The sequence below is a fragment of the Candidatus Eisenbacteria bacterium genome (assembly GCA_016930695.1).
GTDB lineage: Bacteria > Orphanbacterota > Orphanbacteria > Orphanbacterales > Orphanbacteraceae > JAFGGD01.
Window position 1 is genome coordinate 235,325 of record JAFGGD010000030.1, and the last position, 21,421, is coordinate 256,745.

General features: G+C 67.5%; 19 protein-coding genes. All 19 read left to right on the forward strand.

What is annotated here, in order from left to right:
* Positions 1–4: 4 nt before the first annotated feature.
* The 19 genes from JW958_06565 to amrA all read left to right on the forward strand — a co-directional run bounded on the left by JW958_06565 (position 5) and on the right by amrA (position 21,420).
* The gene (locus JW958_06565; GenBank protein ID MBN1825913.1) at positions 5–1,237 is read left to right on the forward strand and encodes an ABC transporter permease; all 1,233 of its coding nucleotides are present in this window, start codon (positions 5–7) and stop codon (positions 1,235–1,237) included.
* A 12-nt stretch (positions 1,238–1,249) separates the two neighbouring features.
* A complete protein-coding gene (locus tag JW958_06570) occupies positions 1,250–1,975 on the forward strand; it encodes an ABC transporter ATP-binding protein (protein ID MBN1825914.1) in 726 nt (241 codons plus the stop codon).
* Positions 1,972–2,478, forward strand: coding sequence for a UvrB/UvrC motif-containing protein (locus JW958_06575; GenBank protein ID MBN1825915.1), 507 nt, complete (start codon positions 1,972–1,974; stop codon positions 2,476–2,478). Before JW958_06570 ends, JW958_06575 begins: the two co-directional genes overlap by 4 nt.
* Positions 2,475–3,527 carry a protein arginine kinase gene (locus tag JW958_06580; GenBank protein MBN1825916.1) on the forward strand — a complete coding sequence of 351 codons (1,053 nt, stop codon included), beginning with the start codon at positions 2,475–2,477 and terminating at the stop codon, positions 3,525–3,527. Before JW958_06575 ends, JW958_06580 begins: the two co-directional genes overlap by 4 nt.
* 180 nt (positions 3,528–3,707) lie before the next feature.
* Positions 3,708–6,197 carry an ATP-dependent Clp protease ATP-binding subunit gene (locus JW958_06585; GenBank protein MBN1825917.1) on the forward strand — a complete coding sequence of 830 codons (2,490 nt, stop codon included), beginning with the start codon at positions 3,708–3,710 and terminating at the stop codon, positions 6,195–6,197.
* Positions 6,198–6,279: 82 nt separating this feature from the next.
* Positions 6,280–8,577, forward strand: a complete 2,298-nt coding sequence (bamA, locus tag JW958_06590; protein MBN1825918.1) for an outer membrane protein assembly factor BamA — start codon at positions 6,280–6,282, stop codon at positions 8,575–8,577.
* A 152-nt stretch (positions 8,578–8,729) separates the two neighbouring features.
* Positions 8,730–9,278: an OmpH family outer membrane protein gene (locus tag JW958_06595; protein MBN1825919.1), complete on the forward strand. Its 549-nt coding sequence runs from the start codon at positions 8,730–8,732 to the stop codon at positions 9,276–9,278.
* 123 nt (positions 9,279–9,401) lie between these two features.
* Positions 9,402–10,454, forward strand: a complete 1,053-nt coding sequence (gene lpxD / locus JW958_06600) for a UDP-3-O-(3-hydroxymyristoyl)glucosamine N-acyltransferase (protein ID MBN1825920.1) — start codon at positions 9,402–9,404, stop codon at positions 10,452–10,454.
* Positions 10,455–10,465: 11 nt separating this feature from the next.
* The gene (locus JW958_06605) at positions 10,466–11,791 is read left to right on the forward strand and encodes a bifunctional UDP-3-O-[3-hydroxymyristoyl] N-acetylglucosamine deacetylase/3-hydroxyacyl-ACP dehydratase (protein MBN1825921.1); all 1,326 of its coding nucleotides are present in this window, start codon (positions 10,466–10,468) and stop codon (positions 11,789–11,791) included.
* A gap of 23 nt (positions 11,792–11,814) precedes the next feature.
* The gene (gene lpxA, locus JW958_06610) at positions 11,815–12,609 is read left to right on the forward strand and encodes an acyl-ACP--UDP-N-acetylglucosamine O-acyltransferase (protein MBN1825922.1); all 795 of its coding nucleotides are present in this window, start codon (positions 11,815–11,817) and stop codon (positions 12,607–12,609) included.
* Between the two features lie 21 nt (positions 12,610–12,630).
* Entirely contained in the window at positions 12,631–13,608 is a 978-nt protein-coding gene (locus JW958_06615; protein MBN1825923.1) for a Gfo/Idh/MocA family oxidoreductase, read from the forward strand.
* Positions 13,592–14,215, forward strand: a complete 624-nt coding sequence (locus JW958_06620) for an isoprenylcysteine carboxylmethyltransferase family protein (GenBank protein ID MBN1825924.1) — start codon at positions 13,592–13,594, stop codon at positions 14,213–14,215. Before JW958_06615 ends, JW958_06620 begins: the two co-directional genes overlap by 17 nt.
* Entirely contained in the window at positions 14,212–15,393 is a 1,182-nt protein-coding gene (gene lpxB / locus JW958_06625) for a lipid-A-disaccharide synthase (GenBank protein ID MBN1825925.1), read from the forward strand. The genes JW958_06620 and lpxB overlap by 4 nt, the downstream gene beginning before the upstream one ends.
* Complete coding sequence (locus JW958_06630) at positions 15,390–16,061, forward strand: lysophospholipid acyltransferase family protein (protein MBN1825926.1); 672 nt, start codon at positions 15,390–15,392, stop codon at positions 16,059–16,061. Before lpxB ends, JW958_06630 begins: the two co-directional genes overlap by 4 nt.
* A 1-nt stretch (position 16,062) precedes the next feature.
* Positions 16,063–17,298 carry a 3-deoxy-D-manno-octulosonic acid transferase gene (locus JW958_06635; protein ID MBN1825927.1) on the forward strand — a complete coding sequence of 412 codons (1,236 nt, stop codon included), beginning with the start codon at positions 16,063–16,065 and terminating at the stop codon, positions 17,296–17,298.
* Positions 17,295–18,341, forward strand: a complete 1,047-nt coding sequence (gene lpxK, locus JW958_06640; protein ID MBN1825928.1) for a tetraacyldisaccharide 4'-kinase — start codon at positions 17,295–17,297, stop codon at positions 18,339–18,341. The genes JW958_06635 and lpxK overlap by 4 nt, the downstream gene beginning before the upstream one ends.
* 9 nt (positions 18,342–18,350) lie before the next feature.
* Complete coding sequence (gene nadB, locus JW958_06645) at positions 18,351–19,931, forward strand: L-aspartate oxidase (GenBank protein MBN1825929.1); 1,581 nt, start codon at positions 18,351–18,353, stop codon at positions 19,929–19,931.
* 98 nt (positions 19,932–20,029) lie between these two features.
* Positions 20,030–20,878 carry an AmmeMemoRadiSam system protein B gene (gene amrB, locus JW958_06650; protein MBN1825930.1) on the forward strand — a complete coding sequence of 283 codons (849 nt, stop codon included), beginning with the start codon at positions 20,030–20,032 and terminating at the stop codon, positions 20,876–20,878.
* Complete coding sequence (amrA, locus tag JW958_06655) at positions 20,875–21,420, forward strand: AmmeMemoRadiSam system protein A (protein ID MBN1825931.1); 546 nt, start codon at positions 20,875–20,877, stop codon at positions 21,418–21,420. The genes amrB and amrA overlap by 4 nt, the downstream gene beginning before the upstream one ends.
* Position 21,421 lies beyond the last annotated feature (1 nt).

Here is a 21,421-nt window from a genome sequence, read left to right on the forward strand (position 1 = left end):
CGCCATGGGATATGCCTTCTTCATCGCCCGGCGGCACCTCCGTTCCAAGAGCAGCCTCGGGTTCGTGCCGATCATCACGCTGATCTCGGTGCTCGGCGTCTTCGTCGGCGTCGCCGCGCTCCTCGTCGTGCTCGCGGTGATGAACGGCTTCGAGCAGGAGGTCAAGTCCCGCATCATCGGCACCAACGCCCACGTGATCCTGCTGAAGTACGGCAACGAGCCCTTCGTCGCCGACGAGGAACTCCTCCGTGAGGTGACGGAAACGGACGGAGTGGTCGGCGCCTCTCCCTTCGTGTACACCCAGGCGATGATCCAGGCGGGCGAGGAACAGGACGGCATCGCCGTGAAGGGGATCGATCCCGCCGGCGAGCCGCGCGTCTCGGAGCTTCTCTCCCGCACCGTCCCCTCCGACGCGGACCTCACCTGGGAACCCGGGTCGCCGCCGCCGATCCTGCTCGGCCGGGAACTCGCCCTCGACCTGGGAACGCTGAGCGGTGAAACGGTGATCCTCGCCTCCTTCCAGAACACGGCGAGAAACCCCTTCGGCACGGTCCCCAAAATGATGCGTTTCCGCGTCGCCGGCTTCTTCGATTCCGGCATGTACGAGTACAACGCCAATCTCGCGCTGGTCCCGATCGACGCCGCGCGGGAGTTCCTCGGGATGGGGGAGAAGGTGACCGGCGTGGCGATCCGGGTGCAGGACGCATACAGGGCGCCGATCGTGGCGGACCGGATTCTGGAGCGCGTCGGCGCCCCACCCTTCCGGGCGAACAACTGGATCCACCTGAACCGGACCCTCTTCTCCTGGATGAGCACCGAAAAAAGGGTGATGTTCGTCATCCTGGCGCTGGTGATCCTGGTTGCGGCGTTCAATATCGCGAGTACATTGATCATGGTGGTGATGGAGAAGACCCGGGAGATCGGGGTGCTCAAGTCGATGGGCGCGAGCCTCCGGGGAGTGCTGGCCGTTTTCGTCCTCGAGGGGGCGATCATCGGCGCCCTCGGGACCGCGCTCGGCCTTCTGGGCGGATGGACCGTTTGCTGGCTCCTGGAGCGGTACAAGTTCATCCCCCTCCCGGCGGACGTCTATTTCATCGACTCGCTGCCGGTGCAAATGGATCCCGCCGACTTCGTTCGGGTGGCCGCGGCGGCGATGGCGATCTGCTTCGCCGCGACGCTCTACCCGGCCTGGAAGGCTTCGCGTCTCGATCCGTTGCAGGCAATTCGTTACGAGTAAAGTGATCAGGCGATGAACGAAGAGAACCGAAACGGCGGACCGGTGCTCTCCGCCCGCGGGCTGTGCAAGCGGTTCCGCTCGGGCGAGGAGGAACTCGATGTGCTCCGCGGCGTCGACCTGGACGTGGAAGAGGGGGAGATTCTCTCCGTGGTCGGCGACTCGGGCGTCGGGAAGAGCACCCTGTTGCACATCCTGGGTGCGATCCTCCGGCCGAGCGCCGGCACGGTCCTCTTGGGCGGCCATGACGTATTCCGACTCGGCGACCGGGAGATCTCCCGGGTTCGGAACCGGATGATCGGGTTCGTGTTTCAGTTTCACCATCTCCTCCCGGAGTTCACCGCCCTGGAGAACGTGGCGCTTCCGATCCGCATCGGCAACGGCGGGCGGGACGCGGATGGGCGCGCGGGAGAACTGCTCCGGGCGGTCGGCCTCGGCGCGCGCGCGGGCCATCTCCCCTCGGAACTCTCCGGGGGGGAACAGCAGAGGGTCGCCGTCGCGCGGGCGCTCGCGAACCGGCCCCGGGTGGTGTTGGCGGACGAGCCATCGGGAAACCTGGACGGCCGGAACAGTACGGCCCTGCACGACCTCGTCTGGGAGCTGCGGGAGCGTTTCGGCCAGGCCTTCGTCATCGTGACCCACGACGAGCGGCTCGCCAAGCGGGCGGACAGGAGGCTCCGGTTGCGAGAGGGATCGCTCGAGGTGGAGGAGGACCGGCGGGATAGGGGGGCAAGCCGATGAAGTGCGATAAGTGCGGGGAGAGGGAGGCGTCGGTCCACTACACGGAGATCAAGGACGACCAGGTCCGGGAGATGCACCTCTGCGATCAATGCGCCTCCGAGAAGGGGTTCACCGTCTCGGGCGGGGCGGGGGGGATCGGCACGCCCAATCTGCTGGCCGGCATGGCGGAAGAGGCGCAGGGAGAGCTGGGCGAGGGGGCGGAACCCCTCCGCTGCGATCACTGCGGTCTCACCTACGCCCGTTTCAAAGCCTCCGGCCGTCTCGGCTGCGCCCACTGCTACGACGCCTTCCAGGCACCGCTTGTGCCGCTCCTCCGGCGGATCCATGGAAGCCGCCGTCATCTGGGGAAGATCCCCCGGCAGGCGGGGGAGGAGCACCGGCGGGCCCGCGAGATCCGCAACAAGAAGGAGCGTCTTGACGCCTGCGTCCGCCGCGAGGAGTACGAGGAGGCGGCGCGGATCCGGGACGAGATCCGGCGCCTCGAAAGCGAGGAGGAGGCATGATTCCCCCGAACGGTTTCCCCGATCCTCCCGCCTGGCTCGACGGCGACGGCGCCGAACCGGCGATCGTTCTCTCCAGCCGGATCCGCCTCGCCCGGAACGTGAAGGGGATCCCCTTCTCCCAAACGGCGACGGACGAGCAGAAAGAGACGGTCTTCGGATCGGTGGAAAAAGCGGCTCGGGAGACCGAAGCCCTCCGGGAATCGAGAATCGTCCGCGTGGATCGGTCCGACCCGTTGGAGAACCGCTTCCTTCTGGAACGCCGCCTCATCTCGCAGGATCTGGCGGCCGGACGGGGCCCCCGAGGCGTCGCGATCGGCGAAGGGGAAAGGGTCAGCGTCCTCATCAACGAAGAGGATCACATGCGGATCCAATCGATGCGCCCCGGCTTCGAGCTGGACGGGGCGTGGCGGACCGCGGACCGAATCGACGACGAGATGAGCGAGAGGTTGGACGTGGCCTACACCGAGGAGTGGGGTTTCCTGACCGCCTGTCCGACCAACACGGGCACGGGGATGCGGGCCTCGGTGCTGATTCACCTCCCCGCCTTGGCGCTCACCAAGCAGATCTCCAAGGTGCTCCGCGGCATCACCCAGGTCGGCCTGGCGGTGCGGGGAATGTTCGGCGAGCACAGCGAGATGACCGGGAACTTCTACCAGATCTCCAACCAGACCACTCTCGGCGTCAGCGAGGCGGACACACTGGACAGTCTCGGCCGGGTCACGCGCCAGATCATCGACCACGAGAGGAGCGCCAGCGAATCGCTTCTCGAGAGCTTCCGCCCGCAGGTGGAGGACAAGGTGTACCGCGCCTACGGCCTCCTGACCCACTGCCGCGTCGTCTCCTCTCAGGAGGTCCTCAGCCTTCTCTCGGCGGTCCGTTTCGGCGCGACCATCGGGATCCTCGAACAAACGCCGATTCCGACGCTGAACCGTCTGATGATCGAGACCCTCCCGGCGCACCTGCAGAAGGAGGCAGGCGGCGCCTTGGAACCGCCGGAGAGGGACGTCCGGCGGGCCAACCGGGTCCGCGCGATGCTTAGCAGTAACTAAAAAGATCGCTTACGATTTCCCCCCCTGGAGCCGATCCGTGGGAGGGGGAGAACCGGCGGCGGTTGTGGCGCCGGTGGACGCTCCGGATTAACTTACGAATTGTCATCGGATTCCGTGGAGAGCCCGCCCGGACGGCCTCTCGACTCGGACCGGAAGGAAGACCCGCTGGAGGGGGGAAGCATGCACGATCGATTCACGGAACGGGTACGGAAGGTGATGTACCTGGCCCGGGAGGAAGCGGGGCGGTTGCAGCACGACTACATCGGCACGGAACATCTCCTTCTCGGCATCGTCCGGGAGGGGGAGGGGATCGCCGCGACCGTGCTGAGCAACCTGGGCCTCGACCTCGATCAGATTCGCCAGGCGGTGGAGAACATGGTCTCCGGGAGCGGCGGTACGCTCACCGTCGGCGAGATTCCGTTCACGCCTCGGGCGAAGAGGGTCCTCGAGCTGGCGGTGGAGGAGGCGCGCCTCCTCGGCCACAGCTACGTGGGAACCGAGCACCTTCTCCTCGGCCTGATCCGCGAGGGGGAAGGGGTGGCGGCCCGCGCGCTGATCGACCTGGGCGCGGACAAAAAGAAGGTCCGCGAGGAGACGCTCAAGCTCCTCGGCGGCGCGACTTCCCCCGGCCAGACGGCGGCGCAGCCTCAGAAGAGCGAGACGCCGGCGCTCGACCAGTTCGGCCGCGACCTGACGCAGTACGCCCGCGAGGGAAAACTGGATCCGGTCATCGGCCGCGGCGAGGAGATCGAGAGGGTCATCCAGGTTCTCTGCCGGCGGAAGAAGAACAACCCCGCCCTGGTCGGCGAGCCGGGCGTCGGCAAGACCGCCGTGGCGGAGGGACTGGCGCAGCGCATCGCCAGCCACAACGTGCCCCACATCCTGATGAACCGGCGGTTGGTCACCCTCGACCTCGCCTCGATCGTGGCGGGCACCAAATACCGCGGCCAGTTCGAGGAGCGGCTCAAGGCGGTGATGAACGAGATCCGCGAATCGGAAAACGTGATCATCTTCATCGACGAATTGCACACCATCGTCGGCGCCGGCGGCGCCGAGGGGGCGATCGACGCCTCGAACATGCTGAAACCCGCCCTCGCCCGGGGCGAGCTGCAGTGCATCGGCGCCACGACTCTCGATGAGTACCGCAAGCACATCGAGAAGGACGGCGCGCTGGAGCGGCGTTTCCAGATGATCACCATCAATCCGCCTTCCGTGGAGGAAACGATCGAGATCATCCGGGGCCTCCGGGACAAGTACGAAGCGCACCACCGCGCCAAGATCACCGACGAGGCGATCGTGGCGGCGGCGAGGCTGGCGGACCGATACATCAACGATCGATTCCTGCCGGACAAGGCGATCGACATCATCGACGAGGCGGGCTCGCGGGCGCGCCTGTCGGTGTGCGCCATTCCGCAGGACCTTTCGGACATGGAGAAGAAACTCCACAACGTCACGCAGGAGAAGGAAGCGGCGATCTGCAACCAGGAGTTCGAGAAAGCCGCCAACCTGCGCGACCAGGAGAAGAACCTCCAGCAGGATCTCGAGGATTTCCAGAAGGACTGGAACGCCCAGAAGCAGGAGAAGGAAGCGGTGGTCGACGTGGACGACGTCGCCGCCGTCGTCTCCAGCATCACCGGCGTGCCGGTGCACAAGATGGAGGAGAAGGAGTCGCAGAAGCTCCTCCACATGGAAGACGAGATCCGCCGCAAGATCGTGGGCCAGGACAAGGCGGTGGAGGCGATCTCCAAGGCGATCCGCCGGAACCGCGCCGGCCTGCAGGACCCGAAACGGCCGATCGGCTCCTTCATCTTCCTCGGCCCCACCGGCGTCGGCAAGACCGAGCTGGCCCGTGTGCTGGCCGAGTTCCTCTTCGACAACAGGGACGCGCTGATCCGCATCGACATGTCCGAGTACATGGAGAAGTTCGCCGTCTCCCGGCTGGTCGGCGCGCCTCCGGGCTACGTGGGCCACGAGGAGGGGGGCCAGCTGACCGAGAAGGTGCGGCGCAAGCCCTACTCGATCGTTCTCCTGGACGAGATCGAGAAAGCCCACCCGGACGTGTTCAACATCCTGCTCCAGGTTCTGGAGGACGGCGTGTTGACCGACAGCTTCGGCCGGCGCGTCAACTTCCGCAACACGGTGATCATCATGACCTCCAACCTGGGCGCCCGCAAGATCACCCAGGGGGGCACGGTGGGCTTCCAGCGCGCCGACCTGGAGGCGAAGCACACCGTGATGTCGAATCAGATCACCGACGAGATGCGGAAGACCTTCAATCCCGAGTTCCTCAACCGGATCGACGAGGCGATCGTCTTCCGCTCCCTCGAGCGGCAGGACATGTACGCCATCGTCGACATCCTGATGCGCGAAGTGCAGGTGCGCCTCTCCGAGCGGGGATACGAGATCGAACTCACCCCCGACGGGAGGGAGTACATCGTCGAGAACGGGTTCGATCCGGCCAACGGCGCCCGTCCGCTCCGCCGGGTGATCCGCCAGCGGGTGGAGGATCCTCTCTCCGAGGAGATCCTCGCCGGCCGTTTCAAAAAAGGGGACCGGATCCTGGTGGACCGCGGAAACGAAGCGCTCGTCTTCCACGAGGGAACCCCGCCGAAGACGGAGGGTGAACAGGAGGTGGAAGCGGCATCCGCTTCTGGACAGGACGAGTCGTAACTGCTATAAGGGGGGGTCGGACGAAAACACTTCCCCTTAAGCAGGCCACGGCTCGCGGCCCTGGCCCCGACCGTGGCGGAACATGACTCGACGAACGGAAGAGCGACAGCGAAGAACACGCGCGACGAACCGGAGAGGGGCTCGGCGGCAGCCGGCCTCTCTCCTTGTCGTTTGCGTCCTTCTGGCACTCGCCGCGGTCCGCGGCGACGCCGAGCCGGTTACGGAGATCCGAGTGGAGGGGGCGGCGCGGATCGGCGACACATCGGTGATCCGCACCTTCGGCGTCCGCCCCGACGACCCCTACGATCCGGAAATGGTCGCCGAGGGGATCCGCAACCTCTATTCCACGAGGCAGTACGAACAGATCCGCGTATCCCGCGACGAGACCGTCGCCGGCGTCGTCCTCACGATCCACCTGGTCGAACGGCCCCTCCTCGGCTCGATCCGATACGAGGGGAACGAGAAGATCAAATCGCGCGACCTGGCCGAGGAATCGCTCCTCCAAAAAGGGCTCGTCCTCACGCCGCGGGGGCTCTTCCAAGAAGGGAAGCGGATCCGCGAGAAGTACGCCGAGAAGGGATACAGGAACGCCGACGTCGAATGGGAGGACGCCGGCTCGGACAGCCTGGGCCGGAGGAATCTCCTCTTTCGCGTCGGCGAAGGGGAGAAGGTCCGGGTGAAGAGGATCGTCTTCCACGGCGTAAAGAACCTGGAGGAGAAGAAGCTCCGCAAGGGGATGAAGACCAAGCCCGACTCCTGGATCCGGAGCGGTGAGTTCAAGCCGGAAGAGTTCGAGGAGGACAAGGGGCGGATCCTGCAGGAGTACGGCCGGCGGGGCTATCTCGACGCGGTGGTCGAGTCCACCGACGTCTCCCCGGGGGCGAACCCACGGGACCTGACCGTCACCATCTGGGTCGACGAGGGGAAGAGGTACGACGCCGGCGAGGTCTCCTTCGACGGGAACGTGCGATTCGGCGACGCCACGCTCGGCGAATTGGTCCGTCTCCGGCCCGGATCGGTCTTCGATCAGAACGACTACGACGAAACGGTGGCGAACCTCTACAACCTCTATACCGAAGAGGGGTATATTTTCGCCAACATCGTCCCGGAGCGATCCGCCCGGGGAGACACGATCGACCTGGTCTTCCACATCGTCGAGGGGAATCCGGCGCGGATCGGCCGTGTCGAGATCAGCGGCAACCAGCGGACCAAGGAGAGGACGATCCGCCGGGAGCTGGTGGTGGCGCCGGGCGACCTGTTCAAGCGCTCCCGCATCATCCGTTCGCAGAGGGAGCTGATGCAGCTCGGCTTCTTCCAGGACATTCGTTTCGACTACCGGCCGGTGCGCGGGACCGACGAGATCGATCTCTCCTTCGATGTTCTCGAACGGCCGACCGGGGAGGCGCAGGCGGGCGTCGGCATCAGCTCCGCCTACGGCGCCACCGGTTTCATCCGCCTCGGCCAGGTGAACCTCTTCGGCGGCGGCGAGCGGGCCAACCTGATGTGGGAATTCGGCGAGTATCGCCAGCTGGAACTCTCCTACACCGAACCCTGGCTCTTCGACACCCCCACCACCGCCGGCTTCGACGTGACCATGATCCGCCGCAATTGGGACTCCTACTACGAGAACCGGCGGGGAGGAGGCATTCGCCTCGGCCGCAGGCTCCCCTGGCTCGACTACTCCCGCGCGGACTGGCAGTATCGTCTGGAGGAACGGGAGATCGAGCCGCGGGACAACGCGAGCGCCATCATCCTCGACGCGGCGGGAACGAAAACGCTCTCCAGCACGCGCCTCTCCTTCACCCGGAACTCGACGGACCGTCTCTTCCACCCGACCCGGGGAACGGTGGCCGTGGTGGCCGGTGAGTGGGCCGGCGGGCCGATCGGCGGCGACGTGGAGTACCAGCAGTACGAGCTGGAGAACCGCTGGTATTTCCCCAGCTTCTGGAAGTTCTTCCTCGGGCTCCGCGCGCGTGTCGGCGTGGTGGACGGCTTGGAGAACCCCTCCACGGTGCCGATCTACAAACGCTACCGGCTCGGCGGTACCGGGCTCTGGGGGCTCCGCGGCTATGAGGACCGGGACGTGGTTCCCGAGGGGAACGCGTTCGACGTGGGCGGCCGGACCATGCTGATCCTCTCGGCGGAGTACAAGTTCCCCCTCGTGGAGCAGCAGATCTTCGGGCTCTTCTTCTTCGACGCCGGGAACACATGGAACAGCTTCCGCGAGGTGCGGCCCAACGAACTCCGGAGGGGCGCAGGACTCGGCGTCCGATTCGAGATTCCCATGCTCGGCCAGCTCGGCTTCGACATGGGCTACGGGCTCGACAAGGAGGACGGCGGGGGTTGGGAGCCCCACTTCCAGCTGGGCAACCAGTTCTGACGCCCCGCGCCGCGCCTGCTGTCCCGGCCGGGCGGGATCTTTTCACCGGATTGGGCGTGAGATTCCCGTCCCCCGATGGTATCCTTTTTCGATGATGGAAACAGTCCTCCCGAATCGGGGAGGACCGAACACGCAAGCAGGAGGCGAAACTGGTGAAGACGCAAACGGTCCGGACCGGCGCCCGCCGAATCCTCGTTTTGGCCACGGCGATCCTTTCGATTCCCGCCGGGATCGCGGCGGCGGACATGAAAATCGGCTACATCGATTCGGCGCGGATCTTCGCCGAATACAAGGGAACGGAAGACGCGCAGCGCTCCTTCGACCAGGAGGTCGCCGCCTGGGAGCAGCAGGCGCAGCAGATGAAGGCGGAACTGGATTCCCTTCATGAGCTTTACCAGAGCCAGAGTCTGATGCTCTCGGACGCCAAGAAGGCGGAACGCCAGCAGGAGATCGCCGCCAAACAGGCGGAATACGAGACCTTCGTGCAGTCCGTTTTCGGTCCCCAGGGGCGCGTGGCGGAAAAGAACGGCGAGTTGGTGCGGCCGATCGTGGACAAGATCAACCTGGTGTTGCAGGTGATCGGCGACGACGAGGGCTTCACGATCGTGCTCGACGCCGCCGTGGGCGGGATCGTCTACGCCGCCGACGGGCTCGATCTGACCGATCGGGTGCTCGAGGAACTGAACAAAGGCCTGGAGTAAAAGAGGGGGGCGGCCTCTTCCGGCCGACACGCGCTAACTTCATCCGCATCAATCTTTTGGCGTGGAGAGGGGGGGAAAATCTTCTTGACTCCCTCTCCACGACTCCTTTACCATCCCCGAGTTATGAAACTGTGTGAAATCGCGAAACGGATCGAGAGTGAGCTCGTCGGCGACGGCTCGATCGAGATCACGGGAGTCGCGGGCATTCGTGAAGCGAAGGCCGGCGACATTACGTTTTTCGCCAATCCGCGTTACGAATCTTTCCTCCGGAGCACGGACGCCTCCGCCATCATCCTGAACCGGAACGGGGTGAGCGCCGGCGAGGGGAAGGCTCTTCTGGTCTGTCCCAACCCGTATCTCGCCTTTCTCAAGGTGATCGAGCTGTTCGCGCCGCGCGACTACGAGAAGACCACCGGCGTCCACCCGACCGCCGTGATCGGCCGGAACGTGGTCCTCGGCTCGCCCGTCACGGTCGGACCGCACGTGGTGATCGAGGACGACGCCGTCGTCGGCGACGGCACGCGCATCCACCCGGGGGGCTACATCGGCTTCCGCGCGCGGATCGGACGAAACTGCCTGATCTATCCCAACGTGTCGATCCGCGAGGACACGGTGATCGGCGACCGTGTGATCATCCACTGCGGCGCCGTGATCGGGAGCGACGGCTTCGGTTTCACCAAGAACGGACTGGCGCACATGAAGATCCCCCAGATCGGCCGGGTGGAGATCCAGGACGACGTGGAGATCGGCGCCAACACCACCATCGACCGCGCCACCGTGGGCACCACGCTGATCAAACGGGGGACCAAGATCGACAACCTGGTCCAGATCGCCCACAACGCCGTGATCGGCGAAGACAGCATCCTCGTCGCCCAGGTGGGCGTTTCGGGGAGCACCGAAGTCGGCAACAACGTGACCCTGGCCGGGCAGGCCGGCGTCGTGGGCCACATTAAAATCGGCGACAACGTCAAGGTCGGAGCCCAGGCGGGCGTCACCAAATCGATCCCGGCGGGCACCTCCGTCTCCGGGTATCCCGCCCGCGAACACAGCCTCTCCCGTCGGATCTACGCGGGGATTCAGCGCATCCCCGACCTGCTCCGGAAGGTTGCGTCGCTGGAGCGGCGTATCGCCGCCCTGGAAAACCGGGACGCGCCGCCTCCCGACACCGGGCGCTAGGAGAAATCCCCATGTCTCGGATCAGACAAAAAACGATCGCTCGTGAAGTATTTACGGAAGGCGTGGGCCTGCACACCGGCGAGAAGGTGCGCATGGCTTTCAAGCCGGCGCCGGAGAACACCGGCATCCGTTTCGTCCGCACCGACGGGAACCGCCGGATCGAGATTCTCGCCGACATCACCACCACCGTGGACAGCGAGGGAAGTTCCCGCCGGACGATCCTGGAGAAAAACGGCGTCCGGGTCAGCACGGTGGAGCACGTGCTCGCCGCCGTGGCGGGCCTCGGCATCGACAATCTCTGGATCGAGCTGGACGCCGAGGAGCCCGCCGAGCCGGACGGAAGCGCGCTCCCCTTCGTGAGGCTGCTCGAGAAGGCGGGAACGGAGGAGCAGGAGGCGGAGCGCTTCTATCTGCGCGTGGACCGCCCCATCGCGCTCCAGGAGAACGGGATCGAGTTGGTGGCGCTTCCCCACGACGGGTTCCGGATCAGCTTCACCATCCAGTACGACAACCCCCTCATCGGCACGCAGCACGTCACCTTCGACATCGACGAGGACTCCTTCGTCCGCGAGGTGGCGCCGGCCCGAACCTTCGCGCTGCAGAACGAGGTGGACCGCCTCCGGGAGATGGGACTGATCAAGGGGGGAAGCTATTCCAACGCCATCGTCGTCGAGAACGGCAAAGTGGAGAGCGAGGAACGGCTCCGCTTCGAAGACGAGTTCGTGCGGCACAAGGTGCTGGACCTCCTCGGGGACCTGTTTCTGGTCGGCATGCCTCTCAAGGGGCACATCATGGCGTATAAATCGGGCCACTCGGCGAACGTGAAGCTCGCCCGCTTGCTCCGCCGTTACGCCGAGGAGAAGCACGGGCCCACCCTCAAGCTGCGCCACGAAACGCTGAGCGCCACCAACGTGGACATCAATTTCATCATGAAGATCATGCCCCATCGCTATCCTTTCCTGCTGGTGGATCGGATCACCGAACTCACGGAGAAGCGGGTGGTGGGGATCAAGAACGTGACCATCAACGAGCCCTTCTTCATCGGGCATTTCCCCGGCCACCCGATCATGCCCGCGGTCCTCATCATCGAGGCGATGGCCCAAACCGGCGGGATCCTGCTGCTCAGCTCCGTCGACAACCCGGAGCACAAGCTGGTTTACTTCATGGGTATCGACGACGCCAAGTTCCGCAAACCGGTGCTCCCCGGCGACACGCTCCGGTTCGAACTCGAGCTGATCCGCCTCAAGACCCGAACCTGCAAGATGCGGGGGAGGGCTTACGTGGGCGACGACCTTGTCGCCGGCGCCGACCTGCTCTCCATGATCGTCGACCGTTAGGGACGGGGCGGAAGGAAAGAGGTATGACCCCCGAACCGGATGCCCCGAGGGGCGGGATTCACCCCAGCGCGATTATCGAGCCGGGCGCCCGGCTCGGCCGGGACGTGTCCGTCGGTCCCTGCGCGTGGATCGGTCCCAAGGCGACCATCGGCGATCGCACGCGGATCGGCGCCCATGTCGTGGTGGAGGGGTGGACCGACGTGGGCGCGGACTGCATCATCCACCACGGCGCGGTGGTCGGCGCCGAACCTCAGGACCTCAAATATCGCAACGAGCCGAGCCGGGTGATCATCGGCGACGGGAACACGATCCGCGAGTTCGTCACCATCCACAGGGGGACCCTGGCGGGGGAGGAGACGCGGATCGGCGACGGCAACCTACTGATGGCCTACGTGCACATCGCTCACAACTGCCGTCTCGGAAACCACACGATCCTGGCGAACGCCGTCAACCTGGCCGGCCACGTGATCATCGAGGACTACGCCCGCGTGGGAGGCGTGACGCCGGTCCACCAGTTCGTCCGGATCGGCGCCTACGCTTTCATCGGAGGCGGCTCGCGGGCGGCGCAGGACGTGCCCCCCTTCTTCCTGGCGGCGGGCAACCCGATCCGCATGATCGGCGTCAACGTAATCGGCCTCCGCCGCGCCGGTTTTTCCGCCGAGGCTCGGCTGATTCTGCAACGGGCCTACAAGATCCTCTACCGCTCCAAGCGGAACACGACCCAGGCGCTGGCCGCGATCCGGGAGACCCTGCCCGCGACGCCGGAGATCGAGCGGCTCGTCGCGTTCATCGATTCCTCGGAGCGGGGGATCTCCTGACGCCCCGAGAAACGGAGACCCATGGAACCGGTACGCATCGGAGTGATCGGCGTCGGCGCCTGGGGGCGGAACCACGCCCGGGTTTTCCAGGCGGCGCCGGAGGCGGAGTTCGTCGGCGTTTTCGACGAAGACGCGGCGCGGGCGCGGGAGGGGGCGGAGCGCTTCGGCTGCCGCGCCTTCCCGGACGCGGGGTCGCTCCTCGCGGAAGTGGAAGCGGTGACGGTGGCGGCGCCCACCACGGCGCACCATTCCCTCACCCTTCAAGCGATTCGGAAGGGAGTCCACGTTCTCGTCGAGAAGCCGATCGCCCGCACCGTGGAGGAGGCGGAGGAGATGGGCCGGGCGGCGCGCGAAGCCGGCCTCGTCCTCGCCGTGGGCCATCTGGAGCGCTTCAACCCGGCGGTGGAGGCGCTCCTCGCCGAAGAACGCGATCCCCGCTTCCTCGAGATCCACCGTCTCTCCCCCTTCGACGTCCGCGGCCTGGACGTTTCGGTCGTTCTCGACCTGATGATCCACGACATCGATATTCTTCTCCGGCTCGTTCGTTCTCCCATCGCCTCCCTGGACGCGGTGGGCGTGCCGGTTCTCTCCCGGGCGATCGATATCGCCAACGCGCGGATCCGCTTCGAAAACGGATGCGTCGCCAACCTGACGGCGAGCCGGATCTCGCTGCAGAAGACCCGCAAGATCCGGATCTTCGAGAGGGACCGCTACATCTCGCTCAGCTACACCGACCAGACGGTCACCGTCTACCGGCGGGTCGGCGAGATTCCCTCTCCGGACCGGCTCACGCCGGACTCCTTCGCCAAGCTGGTCCGCCGGGAACAGCCGGCGGTGGAGAAGGGGGAGCCGCTCCGGAACGAGCTCACGCATTTCCTGCGGGCGGTGCGCGGCGAAGAGGGGGCGAGACGGGTCACCGCCCGCGAGGGAACAGAGGCGCTGGACACGGCGCTCCGGGTTCTCGCCTCGATGGACGGGGACCGTGACGGGGCCCGGTGAGCGCCCGGCCGCGCCGCCGCTCCGCGAGGGAGCGCGCGCGGCGGGCCGCTGGCTCTACCGACACCGGAGCCTGACGCCGCTTCCTCTCGTTCTTCTGCTCCTCCTCTTCGCGCGGCCGAGCGCGCCCTCCCTCGCCTTCGGCCTCCCACCGGTCCTTCTCGGCGAAACGATCCGCCTCGCCGCGCTTCGCCACATCGGCGGCGCCTCCCGCTCCACGCGAATGGGGGCGGAACGCCTCGTCGACACCGGCCCCTACGCATGGGTCCGGAATCCGCTCTACGCGGGGAACCTCTTTTTGAGCGCCGGGCTCGCGGTCTGCTCCGGCGTGGTATGGCTGCCGCCCCTGCTGCTCCTCCTCTTCGTCCTCCAGTACGGCCCGATCATCGCCGCCGAGGAGGAAGAGATGGCGCGCCGCTTCCCCGAGGAGTGGCCCGCCTACGCGCGCCGCGTTCCCCGCATTCTGCCCGGGCGACCGCGGGTCGGCGGCCGGGGGGAGCCGTCCGGCTGGACGCAAGCGATCCGCACCGAGCGCCGCTCCCTCACGAGCGTCGCGCTCCTTCTCGGCTTTCTGATCTTTCGTCTGATTCAAGGGAGGGCCGCGTCATGAGAAAGAACCTCCTTCTCGTCGCCGGAGAAGCCTCCGGCGATCTGTATGGCGCCGCCCTCGCCCGGGAGATCCGGCGGCTCGACCCGTCGGTTCTTCTGTGGGGTTGCGGAGGGGACCGGATGGCGGCGGAGGGGGTGGAAATCATCTATCCGATCCGCGAATTTTCGGTGCTCGGCTTCTCCGAGGTGGTGGGACGGATTCCCTTTTTCCTCGGCGCGCTCCGCCGGATGGGAAGGATGATCGAGGAGAGGCGCCCGGCGGCGGCGGTCCCCATCGATTTTCCCGGTTTCAACATGCGGCTCGCCGCGCGCTCCGTCCGGGCCGGCGTCCCCGTGGCCTATTATGTCAGCCCTCAAGTTTGGGCGTGGGGACGGGGGCGGGTGGCGCGTCTCCGGCGCCTCGTCCGGGAGATGCTCGTCATCCTTCCCTTCGAGGAGGATTTTTTCCTCGATGCGGGGGTTCCGGTCCGCTTCACCGGACACCCGCTCGTCGATCTGGCGCGGCCGGTCGAGGAGGAGGACGACTTCCGCCGGAGGATCGGCGCCGCGGAGGGGGAGCGCGTCGTCGGGCTCTTCCCCGGGAGCAGGCGCCAGGAGGTGTCGGCGCTCCTGCCGGCGATGGCGGAGACGGCGCGCCGCCTCCGGGAGGAGGGATTCCCGGTCCGGCCGGTGATCGGCGCGGCACCCACCCTGGAAGACGATGTCTATCGGGACGCGCTCGGCGGCGAAGGTCCGCTTCTCCTCCGGGACCGCTCCTACGATCTTCTCCGCGCCTCCGCGTTCGCCTTCGTCGCCTCCGGCACGATGACCGTCGAGGCGGCGGTTCTGGGGACGCCGATGGCGATCCTCTACCGCGTGAGCGCCCTCTCCTATGCGATCGGCCGGGCGCTCGTGCGTGTTCCCCACGTGGGGATGGTGAACCTTCTCGCCGCCTACGCGGAGGGTGGGTGGACGCCGGCCCGGGGGGGCGATTCGGGCGAAAGAGTCGCCCCCGAATTCCTGCAGGGGGACGCCGAGCCGGAGAAACTCCTCCCCGTGGCGCGGGAGTGGCTCAGGAAACCGGAGGAGCTCGCCGCGATCCGGGAGCGTTTGCGTGCGGTGCACGCCGTCCTCGGCGGAGGCGGGGCGAGCGCCCGCGCGGCGGAAGCGGTGCTGAGGATCGCGGGGGAGAAGTGGTGAAAGGGATCGGGAACGAAATCCTCTTCCGTCTCGCGATCGGGCTCGGACCGCTCTTGATCCGGCTTTTGGGGCGGACATGGAGAATCACCTTCCACGGCGTGCCGGAGGAGGAGGTCCTGCGGATCGCGGGGGGACCGGTGATCCATTCTTTCTGGCACGGCCGCCTTCTCGCACTCGTCTACACGCATCGGAACCGCGGAATCCGTATCCTGATCAGCCGCCACAGAGATGGGGAGATCATCACGCGGATCACGGAACGACTCGGCTTTCGTTCGGTGCGCGGTTCCACCGGCCCGGGGAAGGGAGGGGTTCGGGCGATTCTGGAGATGGCGAAACGGGGCCGAGCCGGAGACGACCTGGCGATCACGCCGGACGGTCCGCGGGGGCCTCGGGAGAAGGCGCAGGCGGGAATCGTGCTGATCGCCCAGCGATCGGGGGTGCCGATCCTCCCCATGTCGACCGCCGCGGATCGCGGCCGTTTCCTCCGCTCCTGGGATCTTTTCCTGGTTCCAGCCCCCTTCGCCCGCGTGGCCGTCGTTCTGGGCGAACCGATCCGCGTCCCGCCGGAGCTCTCTCCGGAGGAGTCGGAGGCCTATCGGGTAAGGATCGAGGAGGCGCTCACTCGCGTCCGCGAGGAGGCGGATAGGGTGTGCGGGAAATCGAAATAACATGAGCGAAGGCCTGTATCGAATTGGCGCGAAGGCGATTGAAGTTATATCGCCTCTTCTCCTCCCCCTCTGGGTGCGTGACCGAGGGGAGAGGGAGGAACGCCTCGGCCGTTGGGGCGACCGGATCCCCGGCGGGGTGGTCTGGATGCACGCCGCCTCGGCGGGAGAGACCGAAGGAGCGGAACCGATCGCGAGGGAGATTCGACGCGCCGCGCCGGAAGCGCCGATCCTGATCACATCGATGACCCGCGCGGGAAGGCGGCGCGCCGGCGGAATCGAGGGGATCCACGGCCGCTTCGTTCCGGTCGACACGGAGGGGGCGGTTCGGCGGGCGCTGGAGGCGACGCGCCCTCGCCTCCTCCTTCTGATCGAGACGGAGATCTGGCCGAATCTCATCCGAGTCGCGACGGAGAACGGCGTCCCGGTCGCCCTCGCCAATGGGCGCATTTCCCGGCCCGCCTTCCGGCGGATGCGGGCCGCGCGCCCTCTCTATCGCGCGGCGCTCGGACGGATCCGCCTCTTCGGCGTTCAGAGGGAGACGGACCGGGAGCGCTTTCTCCGCCTCGGTGCGCCCGAGGACCGTCTCTTCGTTCACGGAAACACCAAGATGGACACCGATCCGCCCGACCCGCCCGATCCCGGCGTGCGCGGCGGTCCGGAAGAGAGATGGGTCGTCTTCGGTTCCGTTCGGGACGGCGAGGAAGAGGCGGTCCTGGGTGCGATTCGTGCGCTTCTCGCCCGCGACGACAGGATCCGCGTGGCGGTCGCGCCGCGCCACCCGGACGAGTCGCGCCCCTATCGGCGCGCGACGGAGATCCCCTGGCGCCTCTGGAGCGAAAAGCCGGGAGCGGGGGCGCGCGCGATCCTGATCGACACGGTGGGGGATCTGCTCTCCTTCTACGGAATCGCGGACGTCGCCTTCGTCGGCGGCTCCCTCTCCCGGCACGGCGGACACAACCCGATCGAGCCGGCCCGCTTCGGTGTTCCCGTTCTTATCGGCCCGCACAGGGAGAACTGCGCCGAGGCGGCGAATCTCCTTCTCGACGCGGGGGGGGCGCGGGAGATCCGGAGCGGGGAGGAGCTGGCGATCGCCGCCGCCGCCTGGCTGGATGACCCGGAAGAGCGCGCCCGCCGCGGACGGGCGGCGAGGGGCGCGGTGGAGGCGAACCGGGGAGCCGCCGCGGCGCTTGTCCGGCGGCTCGTCCAAGAGGGGCTCCTGGGAAGGGGGGAAGGATGACCGGACGGCGTAGTCCGATCGGCGGTCCGGCCGGCGCGGCGGGCGAGGCGCTCTTCCGGGCCGCCGTCGCGCTCCGAAACGGGCTCTACGACGGGGGCGTCCTTCCGGTCCGCCGTCTCCCCCGCCCCGTGGTGAGCGTAGGGAACCTGAGCGCCGGCGGCACGGGGAAAACCCCCGTCACGATGGAACTGATCCGGGAGTTGGTCGGAGCGGGGAGGCGCGCCGCGCTCCTCTCACGGGGTTACGGGCGGCGGGACGAGAGACGGCCCCTCCTGGTCCCGCCGGGACGGCCGCCATCGGAGGGGGACCACCTCCTCTACGGAGACGAGCCCTGCCTCTACCGCCTCCGCTTCCCCGATCTCCCCATCCTTCTCGACCGGGACCGGGTCAGCGCCGGACGACGCGCCGTCGAACGCCACGGCGCGGAGGTCCTCCTCATGGACGACGGGATGCAGCACCGCCGCCTCCACCGGGACCTCGAAATCGTCGTGGTGCCGGGACGCGACCCCTTCGGCGGCGGCCGCCTCCTCCCGCGGGGATTGTTACGCGAACCGCCCGGAGCGATCGCGCGCGCGGACCTGGTGCTCGTCAACGCCACCGTCGACCCGGACGAGGACCTCCAACGCGCGCTGGACCGTCACGGCGCGCCCGAAGACCGCCTCCTCTTCCGCCTCGAGCCGGAGTCGATCGCCGGACCGGACGGCGCGGATATTCCTATCGAAACGCTCCGCGGGCGCGCGGTCCTCGCGGTAAGCGGGATCGGCGACCCGGACCGTTTCATCCGCACATTGGAGGAGGCGGGGGCGCGCGTGGCGGGGAGGCTCGACTACCCGGATCACCATCGATTCCGGCCCGCCGATTATGCGACAATCCGGGAGAGGGTGGAGCGCCTCGGCGCCATCCCGGTGACGACCGAAAAGGACGCCGCGCGGATCGACGGAGAGGAGAGGGCGGGTTGCGGGATCCACGTCCTCCGCGCCGGGGTTCGTTTTCTTGGAGAGGGGGGCGAAATCATCCGCGCCCGCCTGTCCGCGCTTTTCTAGGAGGGGATCATGGCGCGAGGCGCCGCGACCGAGAGCGATTTTCTGGTCCTGGGAAGCGGCATCGCCGGCCTCGTGTTCGCCCTGCGAGCGGCCCGGGCGGGACGGGTCCTGATCCTCACCAAGAAGGAGTCGGTGGAGACCAACACCAATCTGGCTCAAGGCGGGATCGCCGCCGTGATGGGCCCCGACGATTCCTTCGATCTGCACGTGCGGGACACCCTCCTCTGCGGCGAGGGCCTTTCCCGGCCGGAAGCGGTACGCATGATCGTGGAGAGGGGACCGGCGCTTCTCCGCGAATTGGTGGATCGCGGGATCCATTTCTCCCGCAAGGGACGGGGTTTTGATCTCGGCCGGGAAGGGGGGCATTCGCGGCGGCGCATCATCCACGCCAAGGACGCGACCGGCCGGGAAGTGGAGCACGGGCTTCTCGCCGCGGTCCGCGCCGAGCGGAACATCCGCATCCTGGAGCGCCACCACGCCATCGACCTGATCCGGGACGGCCGGGGCGAGATCCGCGGCGCCTGGTCGCTGGACCACCGGAGCGGTCGCGTACGGACCCACCTCGCCCGAACCACGCTGCTCGCCACGGGGGGCGCCGGAAAGGTTTATCTCTATACGACCAACCCGGACATCGCATCCGGCGAGGGGCTCGGCATGGCCTATCGCGCCGGCGCGCGGCTGGCGAACCTGGAGTTCGTGCAGTTCCACCCCACCTGCCTCTACCACCCGAAGGAGAAGTCCTTCCTGATCAGCGAGGCGGTTCGGGGAGAGGGGGCCGTGCTCCGCGCGCTCTCCGGCGATTCTTTCATGGAGCGCTACCACTCCGCCGGATCGCTGGCGCCGCGCGACGTGGTCGCCCGCGCGATCGACAACGAGATGAAGGAGCGCGGCGACCGGCACGTGGTTCTCGATCTCTCGGCGATGACGCCGCGGCGGATCCGGAACCGCTTCCCCAACATCCACGCCCGCTGTCTCTCCCTCGGTATCGACATCACGCGGGAACCGATCCCGGTGGTGCCGGCGGCGCACTACATGTGCGGCGGCGTGATGACCGACGACACGGGGCGGACGAACGTGCCGCGGCTCTTCGCCGCGGGAGAGGTGGCGCACACCGGCGTGCACGGCGCCAACCGCCTCGCCTCGAACAGCCTGCTGGAGGCGCTCGTTTACGCCACCGCCGCCGCGGACGCCGCCTCGGCGGCGCTCGACGGCGCTCCCTTCCCGCGCCGCCTTCCCGCGCCGCCGAACGGCCGGCGGGGACCGGAGGGCCGTCTCGAGATCCTGCACGCCTGGGACCGCGTCCGCCAGCTGATGTGGGACTACGTGGGGATCGTGCGGAGCGTGGATCGCCTGAAAAACGCCCGCCGCTCCCTGACGCCGATCCACCGGGAGGTGGAGGAGTGGTTCGACCGCTTCTCCCTCTCCGGCGATCTTCTCGAACTCCGAAGCATCGCCCTCGTCGGCTCGCTGATCGTCCGCTCCGCGCTCCGCCGGCGCGAGAGCCGGGGGCTGCATTACCTGGAGGACCATCCCGAGCAGGATCCGCGCTGGCGCCGGAACACCATTGTCTACCGGCGCAAATTGGATTAGGTTGGAGGGAGTGCGTGTCCCCCGCGCCGGGTGCGGGTGTCCGGCGCGGAAAGACGCGCGGCGCGCCGGGTCCGGGGAGACCGGGAAGGGGGGGGACGATGAGCGACCACGCCAGCCTGATTCGCGAGACCGCCGTAGCGGGCCTCTTCTATCCGTCCGATCCGAACGAACTCCGTGAGACGATTTTGGGCTACCTCGACGGCGCGGAAACAGAGCCGCCCGCCGGCGCCGTGGTCGGCCTGATCGCGCCCCACGCCGGCTACGTGTACTCCGGCCCGACGGCGGGCCGCGCCTATGCGGCGGTGCGCGGCCGCTCCTACCGGCGGGTGGTGGTGATGGCCCCGTCCCACCGGGCCGTCTTCGACGGCGCCTCGGTCTGGCCCGAGGGAGCCTATCGAACCCCGCTCGGCGACGCCCCCGTGGACGGGGAGGGGGCGCGCCTTTTAGTCGAGCGGGGAGACGGGCTGGTTCGCGCGCTACCGGAGGTCCACAGGGAAGAGCACGCCCTGGAGGTGCAAATCCCCTTCCTACAGGTCGCGCTGGGGAGCTTTTCCCTCGTCCCGCTTATTCTCGGCGACCGGGACCTGGAATTCGCGAAACGTCTCGCCGCGCTCCTCGCCGATTGTTTCGGCGCCGAGGATACTCTTTACGTAGCGAGTTCCGATCTCTCTCATTTTCACGCCTACGACGACGCGGTTCGGATCGACCGGATGCTCCTCGAGCTGGTTCGGAGCGGTGAAACGGAGCGTCTCGCCGCAGCCCTCGACCATGGGGAGACGGAGGCGTGCGGCGCCGGCCCCATTCTCACGCTGGCCCGCGCGTCGGCGGAGCGTTTCGGCGCCCGCCCCCGTCTTCTCGGATACGCCAACTCGGGGGACACCGCCGGCGGACGCCGGGAAGTGGTCGGCTACGCGTCCTTCGCCTTCGTGCGGGAGGAGGAACGATGATCGACGAAAAGGATCGGCGCGGGCTGCTCCTCGTCGCCCGGCGGGCGATCGAGGAAGCGCTCCGAGGCGGGAAACACAAACCTTCCGTTCCGGAGGCGGGGCCCCTCGCCGAGTCGCGGGGCGCCTTCGTTACTCTCACCCGGGCGGGGAGGTTGCGCGGCTGCATCGGTCTCGTGGTCGCCGACCGTCCCCTCGTCGAAGTGGTCGCCGAGATGGCGGCGGCGGCGGCGCTGCACGACTACCGTTTTTCCCCGGTGCGGGAGGAGGAAATCCCCGAGCTGCGCATCGAAATCAGCGCCCTCACGCCGCTGGAGCCGGTCCGCGGCCCGGAGGAGGTCCGCGTGGGACGGGACGGCCTCTTGATTCGCAAAGGAGCATCCTCGGGCCTGCTGCTCCCCCAGGTAGCCGAGCGCGAGGGCTGGAGCCCGGATCGCTTCCTGGACGAGACCTGCCGCAAGGCGGGGCTCCCCGCCGGCGCATGGAGGGAGGAGGGCGCATCGGTGGAACGATTCGCCGCCGAGGTCTGGGGGGAGGAGGAATAGG

Coding starts and splice junctions, on each gene's coding strand:
- JW958_06565 (MBN1825913.1), top strand. CDS start 5: ATGGGATATGCCTTCTTCATCGCCCGGCGGCACCTCCGTTCCAAGAGC.
- JW958_06570 (MBN1825914.1), top strand. CDS start 1,250: ATGAACGAAGAGAACCGAAACGGCGGACCGGTGCTCTCCGCCCGCGGG.
- JW958_06575 (MBN1825915.1), top strand. CDS start 1,972: ATGAAGTGCGATAAGTGCGGGGAGAGGGAGGCGTCGGTCCACTACACG.
- JW958_06580 (MBN1825916.1), top strand. CDS start 2,475: ATGATTCCCCCGAACGGTTTCCCCGATCCTCCCGCCTGGCTCGACGGC.
- JW958_06585 (MBN1825917.1), top strand. CDS start 3,708: ATGCACGATCGATTCACGGAACGGGTACGGAAGGTGATGTACCTGGCC.
- bamA (MBN1825918.1), top strand. CDS start 6,280: ATGACTCGACGAACGGAAGAGCGACAGCGAAGAACACGCGCGACGAAC.
- lpxD (MBN1825920.1), top strand. CDS start 9,402: ATGAAACTGTGTGAAATCGCGAAACGGATCGAGAGTGAGCTCGTCGGC.
- JW958_06605 (MBN1825921.1), top strand. CDS start 10,466: ATGTCTCGGATCAGACAAAAAACGATCGCTCGTGAAGTATTTACGGAA.
- lpxA (MBN1825922.1), top strand. CDS start 11,815: ATGACCCCCGAACCGGATGCCCCGAGGGGCGGGATTCACCCCAGCGCG.
- JW958_06615 (MBN1825923.1), top strand. CDS start 12,631: ATGGAACCGGTACGCATCGGAGTGATCGGCGTCGGCGCCTGGGGGCGG.
- lpxB (MBN1825925.1), top strand. CDS start 14,212: ATGAGAAAGAACCTCCTTCTCGTCGCCGGAGAAGCCTCCGGCGATCTG.
- JW958_06635 (MBN1825927.1), top strand. CDS start 16,063: ATGAGCGAAGGCCTGTATCGAATTGGCGCGAAGGCGATTGAAGTTATA.
- lpxK (MBN1825928.1), top strand. CDS start 17,295: ATGACCGGACGGCGTAGTCCGATCGGCGGTCCGGCCGGCGCGGCGGGC.
- nadB (MBN1825929.1), top strand. CDS start 18,351: ATGGCGCGAGGCGCCGCGACCGAGAGCGATTTTCTGGTCCTGGGAAGC.
- amrB (MBN1825930.1), top strand. CDS start 20,030: ATGAGCGACCACGCCAGCCTGATTCGCGAGACCGCCGTAGCGGGCCTC.
- amrA (MBN1825931.1), top strand. CDS start 20,875: ATGATCGACGAAAAGGATCGGCGCGGGCTGCTCCTCGTCGCCCGGCGG.